Source organism: Microbacterium aurantiacum (assembly GCF_002872075.1).
In the GTDB taxonomy this organism is placed as follows: domain Bacteria; phylum Actinomycetota; class Actinomycetes; order Actinomycetales; family Microbacteriaceae; genus Microbacterium; species Microbacterium aurantiacum_A.
Window position 1 is genome coordinate 214,238 of the sequence record NZ_PGGU01000007.1, and the last position, 22,799, is coordinate 237,036.

The following is a 22,799-nucleotide window of genomic DNA, read 5'->3' on the forward strand; positions in this document are numbered from 1 at the left end:
AGCGCTACAATTTGGATCATGGGACGCCCACGCACCTTCGACCGCGATGTCGCGCTCGCATCCGCGTTGCAGCTGTTCTGGCGCAACGGCTACAAGGGCACCTCGATCAGTGATCTCACGACTGCGATGGGGATCGCCCCACCGAGTCTCTACGCGGCGTTCGGCGACAAGCGGCAGCTCTTCGACGAGGCGGCAGATCTGTACCAGAGCCACCCGGCGTCGTTCTCGACACGCGCACTGCAGGAGCCGACCGCACGGGCGGCGATCGCCCGCCTGCTGCACGATGCGGCGCTGGAGTACACGAAGGCAGGACAGCCGCGCGGATGCCTGATCCTGTCTGAGCCCCTACTCGGACGACACAGGGAACAGTCGCGGCACGCGTTGATTGAGCGGCTCCAGCGAGGGCGGACGGATGGCGATCTCGACGTGGAGGTCGACATCGACGCACTCGCCGACTACATCACGGTCGTCCTCAGCGGATTGTCCGCGCAAGCCCGCTACGGCGCAGACCACGTCCAGCTCATCGCCGCGGCGGACGCGGCGATGCGTGCTTGGCCGGACTCGTAGCGGCCGCCACACCGACAGCAGAGCGGATCCGCCGGGTCTTCCGGGGTCTCACCCGTTACGCAGGCAAGCAGAAGGCCCGAAGACTCTCGCGAGTTTCCGGGCCTCATCTGGTCGGGCTGACAGGAATTGAACCTGCGACCCCTTGACCCACAGCACCTTTATACGCGCTCGCACGAGTCCCTGCGTGCCCCTCGGCGTCACCCGCTATCGCTCCGGCCTTCGTGAGGGATTCGTAGACGGCGAAGGCGAAGACTCGACCGCTCAGTGCGCTCAGTTCGTGCCGAATCCACGCCGAGTGTTTCGCTTGATGGACTCCCACACAACACCCTGATCATCTGACTCGTCGGTCGGGGATTCAAACGCCTCAGGCGGTACCACTATCTCCTCACCGCCGAGGTGCTTCGGCGGCTGAGCGTAACGCCGTCGCGCGAAATCGTCGTCCCATGTGCCGGTTCCCGCGTGCGCATCCACCGCGGCCTTGCCGAAGGCCGCACCTTGGAGGAAATCGGATGAACCAGCGAGTATTCGGTAATCGATCGCTTCATCGGACCAAGCCGCCGCAAGGGCCATGATGGCATCCTGTGCGCCGCTCCACATCTCTTCGACCAATTGATGCACGATCGTCGTAGTGCCGAGTTCATCCGGGTACAGAATCTCCATCTGGAGATCGAGCGTGACCTTATCCATCTCCGAAACCACGTGCGGCGATGTGTCGGCATCCACGATGCGCGAGCCAGGCGTGAGGCTCCAGTCGTATGTGAGTTTGGGTTCGACACGGCGAGCCACACCATCCGTGCCAACGATGCGAGCCTCGTGTTCGATCCAGGATGGCGCGAGGGTTCCTTGCAACTCCAGACGGTGCTTGTCCTCGTTGTCTACCCAAGCAAGCACGGCGAGCAGGTGGTTCTCAGCAAGATTGCCGGTGGTCCGCGCCCACATAAACGGCTGGCTCGCGTAGATCGCACGCTGAACCCGCTCCGGCAGTCCCTTCATCCGCCCCGCTTGCTGTCGCCACGACTTCGATGTGAGAGCGATCGGGTATTGGAGCGCGTTCGAGGGTGTGCCACCATCGGCGGTCACGATTCGAGTCAGCGTGGTGTTGAGGATGCTCCTCAAGTGGTGAGCGATCTCGGCGATCTGCATACCCCAATGCTCGATCGCAGGTGGAGGATCGACCGAGTCCACCTGGATATACCAACCGCACTCCGGGGCTCCCTTGACGACCAGGCTCGTCCGAAGCGGGCCCGGCTTCCGCCACCGACTGATGTCAGCCACCAGTTCATCCGAGCGCCGCCGGGTCAGGTCAACTCGTGGCCGCATGGCTTTCATGAGCCATTCGAAGCGCTCCATCACGACATCCTCGGGATCAGTCATGAATGCTCCTCCGCGGGAACCCGGCTGGCGGTCTTGTGGTCCTCGGAGAACACCACGCCCGCCTGCCGCTCCACGGAGGGGATTACCTCAGCGGTCGAGATGTCGCCGCGTGCCCACAAAGTGAGCACGAGCATAGCCTCCCCCACTCTGTCGGCAACGTCGCGCGTCCGTCCCTGCACCATCGAGAGCATGAGTATGAGCACATCCAGGATTGGTTGCTCGTTGGGCGTCAGCCGCACCGTGAGTTCGTTTAGCCGGGCACCGAACTTCGCTTGTGCCTCACCTCGGAGGAGATCGCCCGCGGGGCGCTGACGCATCTCCAGCAGTGCAGTCATCGCCGCGAGGAGCAGATCGCGGCGCTCTGTCGCCAGCCGCTCACGCTCAGCGCGCTTGCGCTCCGCCGACTCCCGAATCCATGGCACGATCACGGTGCCGACGAGAGAGAGCAGGGCACCGATCACAACGCCCCATAGGCCGATCATCGCGGCATCGGTTCCATCGTCCATGTCGCGAGCGTATCGTTCCCACGGGCAGCGTCACCCTAACCGCGGTTAGAAGTGCGATACGGTCGCAGACATGCCGGGCGTCATCGCTGATCTTCGGGACGGGCCGAAAGAAAAAGTGCCAGAGGTGCGTAACGCGTACCGCTTCCTTCGTGGCGCGCACAACTCCGTCCAGGGCATTGTCAACGCCTCACAGGCGCTCGCGGAGCAACGGCGAAGCGCAAACTCGACCACCACGGGTCGGCCCGCTAGCGAGGAAGTCGACTTACTCCGGTCCGCGCTTGTGATGGCCTCCAGCGGGATCGACGCATCGATGCAACGCATCATCTGGGACGCTGGCCGCTACCTAATCCCGAAGTCAGGCACAGCGGCTCGCGCCCAGTACGAGGCGCACCTGAAACAGGCGCTCTCCGGGAAAAACAACGTAGACGACGGGCTCCGCAACGCGATCATCGGTGCTGAGCCGCGGGACGGTCTGCTGGAGTACTACCTCGCGATGAAGACGCGCGCGAGTTTCCAAGGGAGCGGTGATCTCAAGAAGCGTGTTCGCGGCACGCTCGGCGTGCCACACGCGAGCATCCCCGACTCGTCGCTGGAATCGCTCGATTCGTTCTTTACGGCACGCAACAAGATTGCCCACGCGATGGACTACCAGCGCCCGGACGAGCCAGGGCGGACCAAGCGAACCCACCGATCCGTCGATGAAGTGACCGCGATGTGTAACAACGCTCTCGCGGTCTCCGCTGATCTGCTTCACGCCGTTGCGGACGTGATCATTGCCACGCGGCGTGTGAAGTAATCACCAGTCGCCGCTCAGAAGCGACTTACGCGGACCATCGACGTTCAGCTGTCCGAATGGCTTCCGGTTCGGCATCCGGCCCGCCACGCCCCACCCGCGGGCGCGCCGTTCACGGCCGGGGCGTAGGTTCCTGGAAACGTAGTTCCCGGAGCGCGGAGCGATGGGCGTCGAGCAGGCCGCGGAGGCGATGGAACGCGCGATCGCTGTGTGAGCGGAGCGGCGGAGTAGTAGCCCCCGGGTCCGCGCAACTGAGGCGTCGTGAGAGAAGGGCACCTGCCGGGTAGTAATCCGGTAGGTGCCCTTTCGTGTTCTCCCGCGTAATTCCGCGGAGATCCGACCTTCTGATTCGGTCGGGCTGACAGGATTTGAACCTGCGACCCCTTGACCCCCAGTCAAGTGCGCTACCAAGCTGCGCCACAGCCCGTTCTCCTGCACTCACGCGCAGGCAACTCCACTATCTTAGCCTCACCTCGGGGCCGTCCGCGAACAGCCTGGTGCGTTGCGAGTGTCGGATGCTCGGCGTAGCGTCGCGTGCATGGTGACGATCACGACAGAGCCGGCCACCACGTCGCGGTGGGACGACGTTCAGCATGCCCTCACCGGCGGCGGCGACGGCGCCAGCTGCCAGTGCATCTGGCCGGTTCTCAGCAACAAGGACTGGAACGAGACGACGACACCTCAGCGGAAGGAGATGCTCCGGAAGGAGATCGATAGCGGTCCGCCACCCGGCATCATCGCCTACGTCGACGGAGAAGCCGCCGGCTGGATCCGCATCGGTCCACGCACGCGGCAGGCGCGCATCCCGCGCACGCGCATGATCGCCGCTGCGAGCACAGAGCCCTTCGACGACGAGACAGTGTGGGCGGTCACCTGCTTCGTCGTGCGCCGCGAACATCGTGGCGGCGGCCTCAATCTCGAACTGCTCCGCGCTGCCGTCGACCTCGCCCGCGAATCCGGCGCCCGCCTGATCGAGGGCTATCCGGTCGTGACAGGCGGCGAGAAGCAGCGCTCGAACGACCTGTTCCACGGCACCCTCGGAACGTTCCTCGAGGCCGGCTTCACCGAGAAGACCGAACTCAAGCCGGGCCGCGCCCTGGTCACGCTCGAACTCTCATGAGCGAGTCCGAACTGCCCGCCTCCATGGGCAAGGTCGCGCGACGCGAACTCGCGCTGCACGGGTGGACGAGGCTCGACCAGTTCGACGGCGTTTCTGCCAAGGAGCTCCTCGCGATTCACGGCGTGGGGCCGAAGGCGATCCGCATCCTCCGCGAGCACTTGGAACCCGAAGGGCGATACCTCGCACCGTGAGCACCCCCGCACGTCGGCCGGTGACGCCCTCGCCCTACGATGAGAGCATGCCGCGCCCCCCGTTCTCTTCACCGATCGCGTGGGCGTTCGTCCCCTACGTCGCCATGTCAGTGCTCCACGTCGCGCTGCTCGCGTTCGGAAGTCCGCTCGCGGCACCGACCAAGCTCGCCCTCATGCCGCTGCTGGCCGTCCCGGTGCTGGTGGCGACGCCACGGTTGCGGCCGGCCGCGAAGACCGCTCTCCTTCTCGTGGCCATCGGCGCCTCGTGGCTCGGGGACGGCGCCGGCGCATTCTTCCCCGCGGCACCCGAGCTGCCGCTCATGCTGGCATTCTTCGGCGTGGCCCACCTCGCGTACATCGCACTGTTCCTCCGCTTCCTGAAGCGACGCCGCCTTCCTCTGTGGACGGTCGTCTACGTCGCCTGGTGGATCGCCATGATCATCACGCTGGGCCCGCACACCGGTGGATTGCTCATCGCCGTCGGCGCGTATGGCGTCGTGCTCGCCGGCACCGCCGCATTCGCCGCGCGCTGCCACCCCCTCGTCGCCATCGGCGGGGCGTTCTTCCTGGCCAGCGACACCGTCCTCGCGTTTCAGCTCTTCCTTCCCGACGCCCTGCCCGCGTGGAGCAGCCCGGCCGTCATGCTCACCTACACGCTGGGGCAGGGGCTGATCGTCGGCGGGGCGCTCCTCACCCGACACGATCGGAGCACGTCATCATGAACGCCGCGCGCGTCGACAGCTGGCTCTGGGCCATCCGCATCTACAAGACCCGCTCGGCGGCCACGACCGCATGCCGCGCGGGGCATGTACGCGTGAACGGCGAGAAGGTGAAGGCGGCACAGCAGGTGCGCATCGGAGACGAACTGCGGGTCCGGATCGCCGGATTCGATCGGATCCTGGTGGTGCGCCAGCTGCTCGTGAAGCGCGTCGGCGCGCCGGTCGCTGTTACGGCATATGAAGACCGGACTCCGGAGCGCGAGCCGCAGGCCGCCCTTGGTCTCCGCGATCGCGGAGCGGGTCGGCCCACCAAGCGCGAGCGCCGGGATATCGACCGCCTGCGCGGTCGGGACGAGCCGCTGGACTGAGAATTCAGCGGATTTCCCCTTCCCAAATTAGAACATATGTGCGATACTGGAACATGGCCTCCTTCACCGACGACGACATCGAGCAGCGGCAGCGCCTGCTCGACGAGTGGGTGCAGACGAGGCGCCAGATCGCCGTTCTGGAAGCGCGAGCGGCGAATCTGCTGAACGATCGGCTCGCGGTTCTGGATGCGGATGTGCAGGAGTTCCCGTTCCACCGCGACGCGATCCACCGCTCCATGATCGCGGAATACTCGGCTGCCGGACACATCTCCAAGGGCAGCGTCGAGTACGCGTTCTCCGCCACCCGGGAGCTGCACAGTTGGCTGCCCGCGGCGCGCGCGGCATTCGAGGCGGGAGACATCACGGCGGCACATGTGCGAGAGATCGCCTGTGCCGGCGGGGTGGTCCGCGAGGCGGTCACCGAGGGCCGGGTGGATGCCGAAACCCTCACCCTCTTCGACACGGCGGCCACCGTCGCTGCCACGGGAGACACCCCGGCTCGTACCCGGGTGCTGGTCCGGCAGATCGCCGCTGCCCTTGCCGGAGAGACCCTCGTCGATCGGCACACCCGAGCCAAGAAGGAACGCGCCGTCACCGTGCGCCCCGCCGGCGACGGTCTCGCACTGCTGATGGTCGTCCTCCCCGAGTACCTGGCCACCGCGATCCTGGATCGCCTGACCACACTCGCGCACGAGATCATCTCCGCCCGCGACGACCAGGAGCCCGCCCTCGACCCCGACCTCCTCGACGACGGCCCGGAACCGATCTACGAGACCGACCTCGACCCCAGCGCCGATTTCGACCCCAGCGCCGCCCTCGTCACAGGCGCGATCTTCGGTGACACCGACACGTTCACCACCGATCCGCATCCCGGCCTCACCGTCTCCGACCTGGTCGACCCGCTCACGGATCCCACTCACAGCCTCGACATCGAGCACTACCCCGGCGACGGCCGCGGCATCGATGAGATCCGCGCCGACCTGCTCACCGATCTGCTCCTCGCATCCGATCCCACGGCCGCACACGGCACGGGCCTCGACAACATCACCGCTCGGATCCAGGTCACGGTCGCCGCGACCACCATTGCCGACGTCGACGACCGCCCCGCCGAACTCGACGGGCACGGACCGCTCCACCCCGATGCCGCTCGCGCCCTCGCCGGCCGCACCACGATGTGGTCGCGACTCTTCATCGATCCCACGGGCATGATCACCGAGACCGACTCCTACGTTCCGACCGCGAGCATGCGCCGTCATCTCAGAGCCCGAGATCAGCATTGCCGATTCCCGGGTTGCCGCATGCCCGTCGACAGATGCCAGAGCGACCACAATCACGACCACGCCAAGGGCGGCAGCACCTCGCTCGGTAACCTCTCGTACTTCTGCGCGGGGCATCACATCCTCAAGCATCCCGACGTGGATGAGCGGCACCGATGGGACGCACGCCTTCATCCCGACGGCAGCATCCGCTGGACCAGCCCACTGGGCAACACCTACATCGACCCTGCACTCCGTCGCGTGATGTTCGTCTGACGCGAGCCGGGCGTTGATCTTGACCCGACCCGTATCGTCCGGGCCCAAAGCACACGGCTCCGCAACGGGCGGCGAATCACTGAGCGCGCTGCGACTCCGCACGATCCAGAAGCCGCACGAGCCAGCCGGCGGACTGCACAGCAGCACCCGCCTCTTCGGCACGCGCGCGAAGCCCGCGGTCGCTCGTCACGATGGTGACGCTCTCCCCCGCAGCCAACCGCCGAACGGCCTCGGCGACGATCGCATCGTCTCCGCCGGCATCCGCACGCACGACGGTGACAGCGGCATCCGGCGCATCATCGACGTCCGCAAAGTCCCGCGCGAGTCCTTCGACGACGAGCACCACGTCAGGGAACCACGCCGATCCGGCGACGCCGAGCTCCTCAGCAGCGACCCCGAGTCCAGCCAGCCGGGATCGCAACCGCGCCGCAGCGCCCGCCCGATCCTTCCACCAGCCGTCCGGCACCGAGCCGACGACGTTCGCGCCATCCACGACGAGTGACGGCCGCACCGACAGCAACGAACGCAGCACCGGCCAGGCGTCACCGAAACCGGGGTGCAGCGGCCGCTCCGCGACCTCATCGATCGGCACCCACTCCAGGGCGACGCTCTCCGGATCGCTGATCACGGGTTCGAACGGCTCCTGCACGTCGCCGACGACCGTCGTGTACGACCAGATGCCGAGATCCAGCACGCTCGTGAAGCGCGGCTGAACGGCACCGTCCGGGATCCCCGCCTCCTCCTGCGCCTCACGCAGCGCGCCGACGATCGCGGCCTCGCCCTCGTGCAGCGCGCCACCGGGCAGTCCCCAGGTGCCGCCGAAATGACTCCAGGACACCCGATGCTGCAGCAGGATGCCGCGATCCGCATCCACCGCCAGCAGCCCGGCGGCGCCGAAGCGCCCCCAGTACTTCTCGCCGGTGGGCGCGACGACCCAGGCGTCTCCGGGATCACGAGGCCCCGACGGGCGTCGCGGCTCGCCAGGTGAAGGGGGAACGATCGTCACCCCTTCACCCTTTCACAGCATCCGCGCCGCAGCATCGAAGACGTCATCCGGCGACAGCGATCAGCGCTGGCGCTTCTCCCGCACGCGCATGTTGATGACGATCGGCGTTCCCTCGAAGACGTACAGCTCGCGCAGGCGGCGCTGGATGAACCGGCGGTAGCCGGGGTCGAGGAATCCGGTCGTGAACAGCACGAACGTCGGCGGACGCGTCGACGCCTGCGTGCCGAATAGGATGCGCGGCTGCTTTCCACCGCGCAGCGGGTGCGGGTGCTCGGCCACGAGCTCGGCGAGGAAGGCGTTGAACTTGCCGGTGGCGATACGACGGTCCCAGCTCTCCAGCGCGGTCTCCAGCGCAGGAACCAGCTTGTCGAGGTGCCGACCCGTCTTCGCCGAGATGTTCACACGCGGGGCCCAGGCCACGTGTGCCAGGTCCTGCTCGATCTCGCGCTCCAAGTACCGGCGGCGATCCTGGTTCTCCAGGTCGTCGTCGTTCAGACGATCCCACTTGTTGAAGGCGAGCACGAGGGCGCGACCCGACTCGATGACGAGGTCGATGATGCGCACGTCCTGCTCGCTGATGCTCTCCGAGACGTCGAGCACGACGACCGCGATCTCCGCCTTCTCCAGCGCAGCCGAGGTCCGCAGCGAAGCGTAGAAGTCGGCGCCCTGCGCCATGTGCACGCGACGGCGGATGCCGGCGGTGTCGACGAGACGCCACAGCTTGCCCCCGAGTTCGACGATCTCGTCGACCGGGTCGCGGGTGGTGCCGGCGAGGTCGTTCACGACGACCCGCTCCTCCCCCGCCGCCTTGTTCAGCAGCGAGGACTTTCCGACGTTCGGACGCCCGAGGATCGCGACACGACGCGGCCCGCCGATCTCGTGCTTGGCGACGGCGGACACCTCGGGCAGCGTCTTCAGCACTGCGTCGAGCAGATCGGCGACACCGCGGCCGTGGATCGCGGAGACAGGGTGCGGCTCGCCGAGTCCCAGGCTCCACAGCGCCGCCGCTTCCGGCTCCTGACGCGTGTCATCGACCTTGTTCGCGACGAGGAACACCGGCTTGCCGCTCTTGCGCAGCATCTTGACGACGTGCTCGTCGGTGGAGGTCGCCCCCACCATCGCGTCGACGACGAACAGCACGACGTCGCAGAGGTCGATCGCGACCTCGGCCTGCGCTGCGACCGAGCGATCGATGCCACGGGCATCCGGCTCCCATCCGCCGGTGTCGACGAGCGAGAATCGGCGGTCGGCCCACTCCGCCTTGTAGGTCACGCGGTCGCGGGTGACACCGGGGGTGTCCTCGACGACGGCCTCGCGGCGTCCGAGGATGCGGTTCACGAGCGCGGACTTGCCCACGTTCGGGCGTCCGACGATCGCGACGACGGGCAGCGCCGGAAGGTACTGGATTCCGTCCTCGCCCAGCGTGATGCCGGCGAGGAGCTCCGCGTCCTCATCGTCGAGCTCGTAGTCGGCGAGGCTCGCGCGCAACGTTTCGGCGCGCGACTCGGCGAGCTCCTCGTCGAGCGCTTCCATCTTCTCGGCGAGCTGGTCAGGGCCGCCTTCGTATTCTTCGTCAGCCATTGTGAACTCCTCGGCGTCGTTGGATCACCGTCAGCACGGCATCGATGGTCTGGGGGAAATCTAGGTCGGTCGAGTCGACGACCTCGACGCCGTCGGCGGCGTTGAGGAAATCGACGACGGCACTGTCGGAGGCGTCGCGGCGATGCAGCGCCTCGGCGACCGCGGCGGCGTTCTCGCCGGCGAGCTCACCGGCGCGGCGGGCCGCCCGCACCTCGGGGGCGGCGGTCAGCAGGATGCGCACCGGTGCGTCCGGTGCGACGACGGTCGTGATGTCGCGGCCCTCGACGACGACCGCGGGATACGGCGCATCCGCGACGAGAGTCCGGAAGAGCCGGTTCACCTGGTCGCGCACCGCCGGCACTCGGGCGACGCCGCTCACCGCTCCGGAGACCCGCGGTTCGCGGATCGCATCGGTGACGTCGACGGCACCGACGCGCACGGTGCGGTCGTCGGGATCGAGGCCGAGTTCGACGGGGAATGCGGATGCCGCAGCCAGCACCGCATCGGCATCCGCCGTGTCCGCCCCCTGATCGAGGACGTGCCAGGCAAGCGCGCGATATGCGGACCCGGTGTCGAGATAGCCGAAGCCGAGCTGGCGGGCGACCGCCTTCGAGACGCTGGACTTGCCCGAACCGGCCGGGCCGTCGATCGCGATGAAATCAGTCATTGGTCGTCCCCGCGATCCGCCATCCGTGTTCCTGGAGCCCGGCGATCGCGCCGTGCAGCGCAGCCGGGTCGACGCTCAGCTCGGCGAGACCGAACTGCGCTCCCGGCGAGTGCTCCAGGCGGAAATCCTCCACGTTCACGCCGAGCGCGCCGAGGTCGCCGAACAGGCGTCCGAGCTGGCCGGCGGTGTCGTCGACCATGACGATGAGCTGTTCGAATCGACGGTTCTGCCCGTGCTTGCCCGGGAGCCGCTCGACGCCGTCGTTGCCCTGGCGGATCGTCTCGGCGACGACGCGTCGCGCGCCGGGCTCCTCCGGGGCGCGCAGCGCGGCGGAGACCTCTTGAAGATCGGCGGCGAGCTCATCGAGGATCTCCACGACGGGTCCGGCGTTCGCACCGAGGATCTGCACCCACAGTTCGGGGGCGGATGCCGCGATCCGGGTGGTGTCGCGCACGCCCTGGCCGGCGAGGCGCAGCGCGCCGTCTTCGGCGGTCGCGAACCGGCCGGCGAGCAGGCTCGCGACGACCTGCGGCACGTGCGAGATGAGCGCCACGGAGCGGTCGTGCTCCTCCGGCGTCATCTCGACCGGCATCGCGCCGACATCGAGAGCGAGCGCCTCGACCAGCGCGAGATCGGCCGGGCGGGTCTCCTCGTCGCGGCAGACGACCCAGGGCCGCCCGATGAACAGATCGGCGCGGGCGGAAATCGCCCCTCCCCGCTCGCGACCGGCGAGCGGATGCGAACCGATGTAGCGGGTGAGGTCGACGCCGCGCTGCTGCAGCGTGCGGAACGGCTCGAGCTTGACGCTGGCCACGTCCGTGACGACGGCTTCGGGGTAGCGCGCGAGTTCGGTCTCGATGACGGCGGCGGTCACGTCCGGCGGCACGGCCACCACGATGAGCGACGGCCGGTCATCCGGCGACTCCGCGCGGCCAGCGCCGTAGTCGATCGCCAGGCGCAGCTGCGCCGGTGACATGTCGGCGAGGACGACGTCCACGCCCTTCGCGCGGAGTGCATGACCGATGCTGGCGCCGAGAAGACCCGCGCCGACGACGCGGACGGTGCCGGTCACCCGTGATGCGACGGAGCCCGCGGGCCGGGGTGCGACGACAGACGTCGCTCGGTTCCCCGAAGGCGCGCCTGTGGTGTCGGTCACTCGTTCTCCTGCTGCTCCCCGGCGGTCGCTGCGACTCCGGAATTCTGGCGCGCGAGAGTCAACAGCGCACCGAGTTCGATTTTAGTCAGTTCCCGGGTCTTCCCAGCAGGGAGCGTTCCCAGGTGCAGCGGGCCGAACTGCCGCCGCACGAGTTCGGTCACCGGGTGACCCACCGCGGCGAGCATCCGGCGGACGATGCGATTGCGACCGGAGTGCAGCGTGAGCTCCACCAGACTCGACTGCTTTCCGCTCGCCGAGCTCGTCGATGCGTCCAGCAGCCGTGCCTTGTCGGCCGCGATCGGGCCGTCCTCCAGCTCGATGCCCTTCGTCAGCTTCGCGATGGTCTGCGCGGTGACGGTGCCTTCGACCTTGGCGATGTACACCTTGTTCACCCCGAACGACGGGTGCGCGAGCACGTGCGCCATCTCGCCGTCGTTGGTGAGGATGAGCAGGCCGCTCGTCTCAGCATCCAGGCGTCCCACGTTGTAGAGGCGCTCTTCGTAGTCTTCGGTGAAACGGCGAAGGTCGGGGCGACCGTTCTCATCCTTCATGGTGCTGACGACCCCGGTGGGCTTGTTGAGCATCACGTAGCGCTTGGAGACGTCGAGCTGGACGGCCGTGCCGTCCACGTCAACCAGATCGTGCTCGGGGTCGATCCGCCGGCCGAGCTCGGTGACGACCTCGCCGTTGACGCGGATGCGACCCTCGACGATGTAGTCCTCCACCACGCGCCGCGAGGCGACCCCGGCGCCGGCGAGCACCTTCTGCAGGCGGATGCCCTCTGGCAGGGGCGCTGAGCCTGTCGAAGCCTCATTCATCGGATGGTCCCTTCATCGAAGCCGTCTGCACCGTCGTCGAGCAACGGGGAGATCGGCGGCAGGTCGTCGAGCGAATTGATGCCGAGGTGCTGGAGCAGCGCGTCGGTCGTTCCGTAGTTGATGGCGCCGGTCTCGGAATCGGCGAAGAGCTCGGTGATGAGGCCCCGGGCGAGCAGCGTGCGCACCACGGAGTCCACGTTCACCGCGCGGATGGATGCGACCTGACCTCGGGTGACCGGCTGCTTGTAGGCGATCACGGCAAGCGTCTCCAGCGCGGCCTGAGACAGCCGCGCGGGTGCCTGCCCGCCGATGAACTCGGCGACGAGGTCGTCGTGATCCTCGCGCACGTAGAGCCGCCATCCGCCGCCCACCTCGCGAAGCTCGAAACCGCGCCTCGGCCCACGGCCTCGGCCGTCGTAGTCGTCCACGAGCGTCTCGATGCTCTGGCGCACGGCCGCCACCGGCGATCCGACGGCGGCGGCGAGGGCCACCAGCCCGATCGGCTCGTCGATGATGAGCAGGATCGCCTCGATCCGCTCGGTCAGCGGGGTGTCGACGGCGGCGACATCCGCCTCCGCGTTCTGCATCACGTCATCGGTCATAGTCGGCCCCCAGGGTCGCGAGTGTCTCGTCCGACCAGGAGTCGGCGGCCCAGCGGAGCGTCAGCTCGCCGAGCGGTTCCAGTTGTTCGAAGGACAGCGCCGCGTGCCGGTAGAGCTCGAGCACCGAGATGAAGCGGGCGACGACGATGCCCGGCTCGTTCACGCCGGCGACGAGCTCACGGAACGACAGCGTCTCGGTGCCGCGCAGCAGGGTGACGACGATGGCCGCCTGTTCCCGGATGCTGACCAGCGGCGCGTGCAGGTGATCGAGGCCGACGTGCGGGATCTCCTTCGGCGCGAACGCGAGGAGCGCGAGCGCCGCGAAGTCGTCCGGGGTGAGCGACCACACCAGTTCGGGGGTCTTCTTGCGATGCTTCTCGTCGAGGCGCACCGCGCGCACATGACGGCGATCCTCCCGCCGCAGGCAGCGCGCGAACCAGGCGGAGACCTCCTTGAACGCCCGGTACTGCAGCAGCCGGGCGAACAGCAGGTCGCGCGCCTCGAGCAGCGCGACCGCCTCGGCATCCACCAGCTCCCCCTGCGGGAGGAGCCCCACGACCTTCATGTCGAGCAGGGTCGCCGCGACCACGAGGAACTCGGATGCCTGATCGAGTTCCTCCTCCGGCCCGAGTTCGCGCAGATACGCGATGAACTCGTTCGTGACCGCGCTCAGCGACACCTCGGTGATGTCCATCTCGTGCTTGGAGATGAGATTCAGCAGCAGATCGAAGGGCCCGTCGAAGTTCGACAGCGAGACACGGAAGCCGTCGGCGGGTTCACGCACCGCTTCCTCGAGGACGGCGTCGGCAGGCTCAGGAGCCGTCTCAGGCGACGGCGCCACGGGCGACCAGCTCCCGCGCCAGCCGCAGGTAGGCCTGTGCGGCGGCGTGCTCGGGCGCGAACTCGGTGATCGGCACACCCACGACGGACGCATCGGGGAACTTCACGGTGCGGCCGATGACGGTCTCGAGCACGTCGGTCCCGAACGCCTCGACGACGCGTTCCAGCACCTCGCGCGAGTGCAGCGTGCGCGGGTCGTACATCGTGGCGAGCAGGCCGTCCATGGTGATCGACGGGTTCAGCCGGTCGCGCACCTTGTCGATCGTCTCGATGAGCAGCGCGACGCCGCGCAGTGCGAAGAACTCGCACTCCAGCGGGATGATCACGCCGTGCGCGGCGGTGAGCGCGTTCACGGTGAGCAGCCCCAGCGAGGGCTGGCAGTCGATGAGGATGACGTCGTACTCCCCCGCCACCTGGCGGAGCACCCGGGCGAGGATCGTCTCGCGTGCGACCTCGTTGACGAGGTGCACCTCGGCTGCGGAGAGATCGATGTTCGCGGGCATGACATCGAGACCCTCGACGCCGGACGCGACGATGGCGTCATGCGCGTCGCGCTTCGTGTCCAGCAGCAGGTCGTAGATGGTGGGCACGTCGTGGGTCTGGATGCCGAGACCGGCGGAGAGCGCACCCTGCGGGTCGAAGTCGACGGCGAGGACCTTGCGGCCGTACTCGGCGAGAGCCGCGGCCAGGTTGATCGAGGTCGTCGTCTTGCCGACGCCGCCCTTCTGGTTGCACAGTGCGATGATGCGAGCGGGTCCGTGCGAGGCCAGCGGCTCGGGGGTCGGGAAGCCGTGATAGGGCCGTCCGGTGGGTCCCATGGGGATGTCGTCGGCCTGTTTCGCCTTCGCCCTGGACTTCGCCACTTTCTCAGCCACCGGTTCTCCCGCTTCCCTCGTGCTCGCTCGATTCTAACGGCAGGGCACTGGTGACGCGTCCCGGCGCGCGGCGCGCAGTCGGCAGACGGTCATCGCGATGTCATCCGCCCCGCAGCGCCGCGACCGGCTCGATCCGCGCGGCGCGCCGCGCCGGATACCAGCCGGACGCCCAACCGACGACGGCACCCAGCACCGCACCGGCGACCGCGACCAGCGGATCCGTGACCGGCGCCCAGCCCTGCACGACGGCGACGACGATGACGGCGACGACACCGAGCGCAGCTCCGATGAGGCCGCCGATGAAGCCGATGACGATGGACTCCACCATGAACTGCGAGCCGATCTGCCGCCGCGTCGCGCCGAGCGCACGGCGGAGGCCGATCTCGCCGATGCGCTCCATCACAGACAGGAGCGTCACGTTCGCGATGCCGAGCCCACCCGCGAGGAGCGCGATGACGCCGAGGATCAGGAAGACGACGTTGACGTCGGCCTGCACGCTCTGGCTGAGATCGGATGCTGCGGAGGGAGCACGAGCCTCGAGGGTGTCGGGTTCGTCGGGCTGCAGGGCGAGCACGGATTGCTCGGCCACCTGCGGACCTGCGCCCACTGCGATCCGGATGCTCAGCTCTGCCGGCGCTTCGAGCCCGAAGTCGGCGCGCGCCGACCCCATCGGGATGATCACCGCATCCTGCAGGTCGCTGCGGCGCTCCATGCCGTCGACGATCCCGATCACGGCATAGGCGACACCGCCGATGAACACCGAGGGCTGCGAGTCCACCCGGTTGATGCCCATCCGCTCTGCCGCACGTGCGCCGAGGACGGCCACGCGATCGGCCCGGGTGTCGTGCCCGCCATCGAAGAACCTGCCCGTCACGATGCTGCCCTCGACCGTGTCGAGCAGGTCGCCCGACACGGAGAAGAGCCGCGGAGACGCGGGAACGGGAGCGGACGGGTCGTTGACCGGAACGGCCGTGATCGTCTCGTCCTCCGCCAGAGCGACCTCGCCGAGGAGAGCCGTGGACTCGACGCCCGCGAGCAGCTGCACACGCTCCGCGGAATCCCACGGGAGGCGGCCGGCGGCGACCGTCTTGTTCTGCGATCCGGAGGTCGCTTCGGCCGGCGTGACCAGAACCTGGGTGGCGGCCACCCCGTCGAACTGGCTCGCGATCTGACCGGCGGCGGTCTGCGCGAATCCGATCGTCGCGACGAGGGATCCGATGCCGAGCACCGTCCCGAGGATCGTCATCACCAATCGGGCCGGGCGCGAGCCGATATCGGCGGTCGCCTCGGTGACGAGGTCCTGGAAGGTGAAACGATCGGCGTGCTTCACGGCGGGAACTAGCGGAGCGGTCTGCGCCGGCTGCACCTCTTCGCCCTCGGCATCCGCCTTCTTCTTCCGCCGCAACGGCCAGCGGATCACAGCTCGCTCAATCTGCCGTCGGAGATGCGGATGCAGCGGTCGGCCCGCCGCGCCACGGCGTCATCGTGCGTGATGACGATGAGCGTGAGCCCGTCTGCGTTCAGCTCCTCGAACAGCGACATGACCTCGCCGGAGGTGCGCTGGTCGAGGTTGCCCGTCGGCTCGTCGGCCAGCAGCAGCCGCGGCCCGCTGACGACCGCCCGGGCGACGGCGACGCGCTGACGTTCTCCTCCGGAGAGCGACCCCGGATAGAAGTCGATGCGATGCCCGAGTCCGACGCGCGTGAGCGCCTCGCGCGCCCGGGACTCGCGCTCACGACGGGGAACGCCGCTGTAGAGCATCGGCATCAGCACGTTGTCGAGCACCGTGCGCCGCGGAAGCAGGTGGAACGACTGGAACACGAACCCGATGAACCGAGCCCGGACGGCCGCCCTCTCATCGTCGGAGAGATCGCCGGTGAGGGCCCCGGCCAGCCGGTACTCGCCGACGCTCGGGCGGTCCAGGAGGCCCAGGATGTTGAGCATGGTCGACTTGCCGGAGCCGCTGGGACCCACGATCGAGATGTAGTCCCCGGCCGCCGCCGACAGCGTCGCACCCTTGAGCGCCTGCACTTCGGGCGGCCCGGGGAACGACCGCGTCACATCGCGCAGCTCGACGAGAGGAGGCGCCACCACCTCGACCGGCGAATCGAGGACGGCATGGGCATCGGGCCGGCTCACCGGCCGACCACCACGAGCTCGCCCTCCTCGAGCTCACCCTCGATCGGTGTGACCTCCACCGCACCACGTGCGGCGAGTCCGGTCTTGACGACGACGATCCGGGTCTCCGCGTCCTCCCCCTCGCGCGGATCCGATTCGACCACCTCGACCCGCGATTCGCCGCCGGGTCCCGCGGTGAGTGCCGCGAGCGGAACGGAGAGCACGTCACCGTCGGTGGCGCCGACGGCGATCTTGACCCGCACGTTGCTCCCCTGGAGCTGCTGGATCTGCTCCGCGGTCAGCGGATCCGGGTCCAGGAGCACCTCCCAACGGGCTTTGCTGTCCTTGCCCGCGTTGAGCGCCGAGATCACCGCACGGTGCTCGGTGCCGTCCGGGAGTTCGAAGACGCCCTCCGCGCCCGCCGTGAGCAGCCGGGCGTCGGCCTCGGCCGCCGCCCCGGTGAGCCGCACCGTGGCACCGGACACGGTCATCGACGATCCGCTCACCGTGTCGCCGCGCTTGACGTTGACGGCATCCACGCGCCGCGGAAGCTCCGTGAGGTAGAGCACCTCGCTCGACGGGAGGAACGGGAGCACGCTCTCGCGCGCCGTCTCGAGCGCCTCGTTCGCGGCTTCGACCTGCGCGTAGGCCGAATCCAGCATCGCGCGCTCCGCGCTGGTGTTCTTCGCCGCCCAGAGCTGATCCCGCTCCAGCCGCGCGGTCTGCAGGTCCCACTCGGCCTGTTGCACGCCCTCGCCCTTCGCCTTCGCGTCGGCGAGTGCCTGCTCGGCCTGAGCGACCTTCACATCGGCCTGCCACGAGTCCACCTTGCTGGGACCGGAACCTGCCGCATCGAGCGCCGCCTGGGCCTGGCTGACGCTGTCGTTCGCGCTGCGCACCGCCTCCTCGGCTGAGCGTACGGAAGCGGTCGCCTCCTCACCCGACGACGGCGCCGGATAGCCCGCCTGCGCGTAGAGCTGCCCGACGGCATCCGCCGTCGCTCCGTCGAACAGATCGGAGGCGGCGTCGCCCGGGTTGATCCCGATGCTCGCGAGCGCCTGCTTGAGCTGCAGCACGTCGGGACCGGACACTCCGACGCGCAGCGTGCGGTATGCCGGAAGCTCGCCCGGCAGGACGATGACGGGGCGACCGGCCACTTCCAGCGCGATCGAGAGCGGCGTGAAGGTCGCGCCGACCGCCGGAACCTGACCGGTTACGACTGCTCGCCCCTCTGTGCCCGTGGTGTCGATGGTCACCTCGACGGCGTCCGCGTAGCCGACGTCCGCCCGCAGCGTCACGTCATTGCTCAGCGACCCGAACTCGACCGGAACAGTCACCAATCCGGGCTCAGGGGTGTCGCCGTCCGCCTCGGCAGGAGAGATCAGGAAGTGCCCGATCAGGAGACCTGCGACCAGACTGACGACGGCGCACGCCGCGACGATCCACAGGGTGCGATTGCCTCGGAGAACACGTCCCCAGCCGCTGACCTTCGAGGTGTCGCCTTCGGTCTCATCCGTGTCTGCGTCGATCACTTCCTCGATGTCGAGGTTCTCTTCGGCGTCGACGTTCTCTTCGGCGTCGAGCGGGAACTTCGTCGTGGGTGTCTCGTCGTCGCGCATCACTTGCTCTGCTCGGCCGCCGCCTTGAACGCCTCGAGATCCGCCTTGTTGTCGGCGATGAACTTCTCCTCCTGGGCGAACTGGATCTTCAGCGACTTCTCCTGGTACGAGGTCTCCTTGCGGCACTCGAGGTCCTTCAGCGCCAGTTCGATCTCACGCTCGCCGAGCTTCTTCATCTCCGGGCTCTTGTTCGGATCCTCGACGGTCTCGGGGTCGACGGGGGTGGTGCCGTCTCCATATGCGGCCTCGTAGATCTTCGACTGCTCGTCCGAGATCGACGTCGACGCATCCTGCTGCGCCTTGAACCCGGGCTCACCGGCATCGGCCATGCAGCTCGCCCAGGCGGCGTTGAGTTCCTTGAACTCCGGCGACTCCTGGGTGCTGGACCACAGTTCGTTCATCTTCTCCACGAGGCCGGCGAACTCGTCCGCCTGCCAGGGGTCATCGCCCTGCACCTCATGCTGTGCCGCGCCCTGGCAGCCGGCATCCTCCCAGTTGTACTCGAAGGTGGCCCCCTCGGTCATCGCGTCCTCCTCGGGAGGAGCGCCGTAGAGGGTCTCGTAGTAGGCGGTCTGTTCGGACTCGCTGAGAGAGGCGATGTAGTCCGCGTTCGGATCGGTGTTCTCCTCCGGCGGGTTCTCCTCCATCTGCTCGTTCCAGGGGCTGTTCACCATGCCGTAGCCGTACTTCTCGACCCATTCGCGCGACTCCGGGTCCCATTCGCCGCCGTCATCGGAGAATGCCACTCCGCCGTTCTGTGTGTTCGGCTTGTATTCGAAGCCCTCCGCCGCCATGCACTCCGCCATGAGCTCTTCCTGCTGGCGGCTCTGCTCATCGAACTGCTTCTGCTGCTCCTCCGGAGACAGATCGCCTCCCCAGGCCGCGGAGAGGTACTTGTTCAGCGGCGAATCCTCGTAGTCGAGCTTGTCCGCGCCGGGCCCTCCGGAGCATCCGGCGAGAGCGAGGACGAGAGCGGTGGTCGCGAAGATCGCGAGGGAACCATGGGTTCGCATGGGGGGAACTCCTTCGTGGGTCCGGCAGACGTCGGACGGCTCCGCTCAGGATAGGCAGACTCGCGCGCACCCCGCGTCCCCCTTTCGGGGGACTTCAGGAGATTCACAACTTTTCGGAACAGAGGCTGCTAAAGGACGATCAGCGGGCGCGCGGGTGGGATGTCGCGTAGATGTCGCGAAGCGTGTCGACCGACACGTGGGTGTAGATCTGGGTCGTCGCGACAGAGGCGTGACCGAGGAGCTCCTGGACGACGCGCACATCGGCACCGCCCTGGAGCAGGTGCGTCGCGAAGGAATGGCGGAGCGTGTGCGGCGAGACCTCCGAGGTGATCTGCGCCCGCTCCGCGGCGGCGCGGATCACGAGCCACGCGCTCTGCCGTGAGAGGGGCACACCGCGTGCGCCGAGGAACAACCGTGCCGATGCGCGCCCCTTCGCCGCGAGCCCGGGCCGCACGCGCGTGAGGTATGCGTCCACGGCGATGCGGGCGTACGAGCCGAGCGGAACGATGCGCTCCTTCGACCCTTTGCCTCGCAGCCGCAGGACGTCTCCGTGTGCCAGATCGTCGACGTCGAGCCCCACGGCTTCGGAGACCCGCGCTCCGGTCGCGTAGAGCAGCTCCAGGAGTGCGCGGTCGCGGATGCCCAGCGGCTCCTCCGCCGAAGGAGCGGCGAGCAGGCGCTCCACCTGATCGATGGTCAGCGCCTTCGGCAGCCGCTGCGGGGCCTTCGGCGGGCGCAGCCGACCGCTCGGGTCGTCCGCCTCGATCCCCTCCCGCGCGAGGAACCGGTGCCAGCCGCGTACGGACGATTGCAGTCGGGCGAGACTCGTGGCGGCGGGAGCCGGCTCTGCCGCCGAGCGTTCGGCGATGAAACGCCCGACGACAGCCGGGGTGATGTCGGAGGTCTCCTCGGCTCCGTTCTCGGCGAGCCATGCGCGGTACCCGTCCAGGTCGCGCCGGTAGGCGGCGACCGTATGCGCACTCAGCCCGCGTTCGATCGTGATGTGCCGCAGATAGGCATCCATCGCCCGATCGATCCGCACGGCTACGCCCCGCCGACCCCGCGCCGCTCCGCCGCGAGAACACCGATCGACAGGATCGCGTTGCGCATCCGTCCGGCCATGACGGCGTCGGCCACCTCGCCCAACGGCACCCACTCCACCCGGATGTCGGCCTCTTCGTCCGTGCGATCATGAACCGTCGCCGCGGGTGAGATGCCGGTTGCGAGGAAGAGATGGATGATTTCGCTGTTCCCGCCCGGCGTCGTGTACGTCGAAACCAGCGGCTCCCAGTGCTCGGCCGTGATGTCGGCCTCCTCCGCGAGCTCTCGCTGCGCGGCCAGGAGCGGCTCCTCCCCCTCGATGTCGAGGAGGCCGGCGGGCAGCTCCCAGTCGCGGTGGCGGATCGGATGCCGGTACTGCTGGATCAACAGCACCCGCCCGTCATCGTCCACCGCCACGACGGCCACTGCGCCGGTGTGGTCGACGTACTGGCGGACGATCTCGCCGTCACCGTAGCGGAACCTGTCGGAGCGGACGTCCCACACGGCTCCCCGGTAGACGATCTCGCCGCTGACGATCTCCGGCGAGAAGGGCTCGTCCTGCAGGTCAGGCATCTTCACTGACGTCGAACAGCTCGCTCGCGTGGTGCCGTTCGATCGCCGCTCCCACCAGCCCGCGGAACAGCGGGTGCGGGGCGGTCGGACGCGAACGCAGCTCGGGGTGCGCCTGGGTCGCGATGTAGTACGGGTGCACGTCGCGCGGCAGTTCCACGTACTCGACGAGGTCGAGTTCCTGGTTCAGGCCGGAGAACACCAGACCGGCTGCGGAGAGACGGTCGCGGTAGGCGTTGTTCACCTCGTAGCGGTGACGGTGACGCTCGGACGACTGCGGCGCTTCGTAGAGTTCCCGTGCCAGGGATCCTTCGGCGAGCTCCGCCTGGTAGAGGCCGAGGCGCATGGTGCCGCCGAGGTCTCCGCCGTCGAGGATCTCGACCTGCTCGGCCATGGTCGCGATGACCGGCTCCGACGTCTCGGGATCGAACTCGGTGGACGACGCACCGGCGATGCCGGCGACGTCACGGGCGTACTCGATGACCATGCACTGCAGACCCAGGCAGAGGCCGAGTGTGGGGATGCCCTGCTCGCGCGCGAACTTCAGTGCGCCGAGCTTGCCCTCGATGCCCCGGATGCCGAAGCCGCCGGGCACGCAGATGCCGTCGAGCTCGGAGAGCTGCGCCTGCGCTCCCTCCGGCGTCTCGCACAGGTCGGACGGGATCCAGCGGATGTTGACCTTGGTCTCCTGCGCGAAGCCGCCGGCCTTGAGCGCCTCGGTCACCGACAGGTAGGCGTCGGGCAGGTCGATGTACTTGCCGACGAGACCGATCGTGACCTCGTGCTTGGGGTTGTGCACCGCGTGCAGCACCTTGCTCCAGCGCGTCCAGTCGACCTCGTCGGCCGCCTTCTGGTCGAGGCCGAGGCGGCGCACGATGTACGAGTCGAGGCCCTGGTCGTTGAGCGTGGACGGGATGTCGTAGATGCTCGGCAGGTCGACGGTGTTGATGACGCCTTCGACGTCGACGTCGCACATCAGCGCGATCTTGTTCCGGTTGCTCTCGCTCACGGGGCGATCGCTGCGCAGCACCAGGGCGTCCGGCTGGATGCCGACCTGGCGCAGCGCCGCCACCGAGTGCTGAGTGGGCTTCGTCTTCTGCTCACCCGAGGCGCCCATGAACGGCACCAGCGAGACGTGCACGAAGAACACGCTGTCGCGGCCGAGCTCGTGGCGCAGCTGACGGGCGGACTCGAGGAACGGCTGCGATTCGATGTCGCCGACGGTGCCGCCGACCTCGGTGATGATGACGTCGGGTCGCGGTTCCTCAGAGGCCTGCAGGCGCATCCGGCGCTTGATCTCGTCGGTGATGTGCGGGATGACCTGCACGGTGTCACCGAGGTACTCGCCGCGGCGCTCGCGGGCGATGACCTGCGAGTAGATCTGGCCGGTGGTGACGTTCGCCGCCTGCGACAGGTTGATGTCGAGGAACCGTTCGTAGTGCCCGATGTCGAGGTCGGTCTCGGCGCCGTCGTCGGTGACGAACACCTCGCCGTGCTGGAACGGGTTCATGGTGCCCGGATCCACGTTCAGATACGGGTCGAGCTTCTGCATGACGACGCGGAGTCCGCGAGCGGTGAGGAGGTTGCCCAGGCTGGCGGCGGTGAGCCCCTTGCCCAAAGACGAAACGACACCACCTGTCACAAAAATGTGCTTCGTGGTGAAAGAGCGCTGCGTCGTGTCGTTCTTGGGTCCCGCTTGAGAAGAGTTCATCACGGGCTTCGA

The 22,799-nt window shown here is 68.1% G+C and carries 24 protein-coding genes and 1 tRNA gene; 7 read left to right on the forward strand and 18 right to left on the reverse strand.

Annotated elements, in window-relative coordinates; genetic code table 11:
• Positions 1–18 precede the first annotated feature (18 nt).
• On the forward strand, positions 19–567 hold the full coding sequence (locus CUR96_RS07960) for a TetR/AcrR family transcriptional regulator (RefSeq protein WP_102192766.1): 549 nt from the start codon (positions 19–21) through the stop codon (positions 565–567).
• A 270-nt stretch (positions 568–837) separates the two neighbouring features.
• On the opposite strand, the gene CUR96_RS07965 is transcribed toward CUR96_RS07960, so the two are convergent.
• Together CUR96_RS07965 and CUR96_RS07970 are read right to left on the reverse strand one after the other, a co-directional pair.
• Complete coding sequence (locus tag CUR96_RS07965) at positions 838–1,941, reverse strand: hypothetical protein (RefSeq protein WP_102192767.1); 1,104 nt, start codon at positions 1,939–1,941, stop codon at positions 838–840.
• A complete protein-coding gene (locus tag CUR96_RS07970; RefSeq protein WP_102192768.1) occupies positions 1,938–2,447 on the reverse strand; it encodes a hypothetical protein in 510 nt (169 codons plus the stop codon). The genes CUR96_RS07965 and CUR96_RS07970 overlap by 4 nt, the downstream gene beginning before the upstream one ends.
• A gap of 70 nt (positions 2,448–2,517) precedes the next feature.
• Between CUR96_RS07970 and CUR96_RS07975 the strand changes: the two genes are divergently transcribed.
• Positions 2,518–3,243: a hypothetical protein gene (locus CUR96_RS07975; RefSeq protein ID WP_102192769.1), complete on the forward strand. Its 726-nt coding sequence runs from the start codon at positions 2,518–2,520 to the stop codon at positions 3,241–3,243.
• Positions 3,244–3,593: 350 nt separating this feature from the next.
• Here the strand turns inward: CUR96_RS07975 and CUR96_RS07980 are convergent.
• Positions 3,594–3,667, reverse strand: a tRNA-Pro gene (locus CUR96_RS07980).
• Between the two features lie 111 nt (positions 3,668–3,778).
• On the opposite strand from CUR96_RS07980, the gene CUR96_RS07985 reads away from it, so the two are divergent.
• The 5 genes from CUR96_RS07985 to CUR96_RS08005 are packed head-to-tail and all read left to right on the forward strand — an operon-like array spanning position 3,779 to position 7,170.
• The gene (locus CUR96_RS07985; protein ID WP_102192770.1) at positions 3,779–4,360 is read left to right on the forward strand and encodes a GNAT family N-acetyltransferase; all 582 of its coding nucleotides are present in this window, start codon (positions 3,779–3,781) and stop codon (positions 4,358–4,360) included.
• Positions 4,357–4,551: a hypothetical protein gene (locus tag CUR96_RS07990; protein ID WP_102192771.1), complete on the forward strand. Its 195-nt coding sequence runs from the start codon at positions 4,357–4,359 to the stop codon at positions 4,549–4,551. Before CUR96_RS07985 ends, CUR96_RS07990 begins: the two co-directional genes overlap by 4 nt.
• 47 nt (positions 4,552–4,598) lie before the next feature.
• A complete protein-coding gene (locus tag CUR96_RS07995; RefSeq protein ID WP_102192772.1) occupies positions 4,599–5,273 on the forward strand; it encodes a lysoplasmalogenase family protein in 675 nt (224 codons plus the stop codon).
• Positions 5,270–5,638, forward strand: a complete 369-nt coding sequence (locus CUR96_RS08000; protein ID WP_180968970.1) for an RNA-binding S4 domain-containing protein — start codon at positions 5,270–5,272, stop codon at positions 5,636–5,638. Before CUR96_RS07995 ends, CUR96_RS08000 begins: the two co-directional genes overlap by 4 nt.
• A gap of 53 nt (positions 5,639–5,691) precedes the next feature.
• Positions 5,692–7,170: an HNH endonuclease signature motif containing protein gene (locus tag CUR96_RS08005; protein WP_102192773.1), complete on the forward strand. Its 1,479-nt coding sequence runs from the start codon at positions 5,692–5,694 to the stop codon at positions 7,168–7,170.
• 76 nt (positions 7,171–7,246) lie between these two features.
• Here the strand turns inward: CUR96_RS08005 and CUR96_RS08010 are convergent, their stop codons facing one another.
• The 15 genes from CUR96_RS08010 to CUR96_RS08080 form a co-directional block, all read right to left on the reverse strand.
• The gene (locus CUR96_RS08010; RefSeq protein WP_102192774.1) at positions 7,247–8,176 is read right to left on the reverse strand and encodes an NUDIX domain-containing protein; all 930 of its coding nucleotides are present in this window, start codon (positions 8,174–8,176) and stop codon (positions 7,247–7,249) included.
• Between the two features lie 60 nt (positions 8,177–8,236).
• On the reverse strand, positions 8,237–9,757 hold the full coding sequence (gene der, locus CUR96_RS08015; RefSeq protein WP_102192775.1) for a ribosome biogenesis GTPase Der: 1,521 nt from the start codon (positions 9,755–9,757) through the stop codon (positions 8,237–8,239).
• A complete protein-coding gene (gene cmk / locus CUR96_RS08020) occupies positions 9,750–10,424 on the reverse strand; it encodes a (d)CMP kinase (protein ID WP_102192776.1) in 675 nt (224 codons plus the stop codon). Before cmk ends, der begins: the two co-directional genes overlap by 8 nt.
• The gene (locus CUR96_RS08025; protein WP_245861136.1) at positions 10,417–11,496 is read right to left on the reverse strand and encodes a prephenate dehydrogenase; all 1,080 of its coding nucleotides are present in this window, start codon (positions 11,494–11,496) and stop codon (positions 10,417–10,419) included. Before CUR96_RS08025 ends, cmk begins: the two co-directional genes overlap by 8 nt.
• An 80-nt stretch (positions 11,497–11,576) precedes the next feature.
• Complete coding sequence (locus CUR96_RS08030; protein ID WP_102192778.1) at positions 11,577–12,398, reverse strand: pseudouridine synthase; 822 nt, start codon at positions 12,396–12,398, stop codon at positions 11,577–11,579.
• Positions 12,395–13,000, reverse strand: coding sequence for an SMC-Scp complex subunit ScpB (gene scpB, locus CUR96_RS08035; protein ID WP_102192779.1), 606 nt, complete (start codon positions 12,998–13,000; stop codon positions 12,395–12,397). Before scpB ends, CUR96_RS08030 begins: the two co-directional genes overlap by 4 nt.
• A complete protein-coding gene (locus tag CUR96_RS08040) occupies positions 12,990–13,841 on the reverse strand; it encodes a segregation and condensation protein A (RefSeq protein WP_102192780.1) in 852 nt (283 codons plus the stop codon). Before CUR96_RS08040 ends, scpB begins: the two co-directional genes overlap by 11 nt.
• On the reverse strand, positions 13,825–14,658 hold the full coding sequence (locus tag CUR96_RS08045) for a ParA family protein (RefSeq protein ID WP_180968977.1): 834 nt from the start codon (positions 14,656–14,658) through the stop codon (positions 13,825–13,827). Before CUR96_RS08045 ends, CUR96_RS08040 begins: the two co-directional genes overlap by 17 nt.
• A gap of 157 nt (positions 14,659–14,815) precedes the next feature.
• Complete coding sequence (locus CUR96_RS08050) at positions 14,816–16,135, reverse strand: ABC transporter permease (RefSeq protein ID WP_102192782.1); 1,320 nt, start codon at positions 16,133–16,135, stop codon at positions 14,816–14,818.
• Positions 16,132–16,854: an ABC transporter ATP-binding protein gene (locus CUR96_RS08055; RefSeq protein ID WP_245861131.1), complete on the reverse strand. Its 723-nt coding sequence runs from the start codon at positions 16,852–16,854 to the stop codon at positions 16,132–16,134. The genes CUR96_RS08050 and CUR96_RS08055 overlap by 4 nt, the downstream gene beginning before the upstream one ends.
• Positions 16,851–18,452, reverse strand: a complete 1,602-nt coding sequence (locus tag CUR96_RS08060) for a hypothetical protein (protein WP_102192783.1) — start codon at positions 18,450–18,452, stop codon at positions 16,851–16,853. Before CUR96_RS08060 ends, CUR96_RS08055 begins: the two co-directional genes overlap by 4 nt.
• The gene (locus CUR96_RS08065; protein WP_102192784.1) at positions 18,452–19,465 is read right to left on the reverse strand and encodes a hypothetical protein; all 1,014 of its coding nucleotides are present in this window, start codon (positions 19,463–19,465) and stop codon (positions 18,452–18,454) included. Before CUR96_RS08065 ends, CUR96_RS08060 begins: the two co-directional genes overlap by 1 nt.
• A gap of 139 nt (positions 19,466–19,604) precedes the next feature.
• On the reverse strand, positions 19,605–20,489 hold the full coding sequence (xerD, locus tag CUR96_RS08070; RefSeq protein WP_432612418.1) for a site-specific tyrosine recombinase XerD: 885 nt from the start codon (positions 20,487–20,489) through the stop codon (positions 19,605–19,607).
• A 20-nt stretch (positions 20,490–20,509) separates the two neighbouring features.
• Complete coding sequence (locus CUR96_RS08075) at positions 20,510–21,079, reverse strand: NUDIX domain-containing protein (RefSeq protein ID WP_102192786.1); 570 nt, start codon at positions 21,077–21,079, stop codon at positions 20,510–20,512.
• The gene (locus CUR96_RS08080) at positions 21,072–22,787 is read right to left on the reverse strand and encodes a CTP synthase (protein ID WP_102192787.1); all 1,716 of its coding nucleotides are present in this window, start codon (positions 22,785–22,787) and stop codon (positions 21,072–21,074) included. Before CUR96_RS08080 ends, CUR96_RS08075 begins: the two co-directional genes overlap by 8 nt.
• Positions 22,788–22,799: the final 12 nt, after the last annotated feature.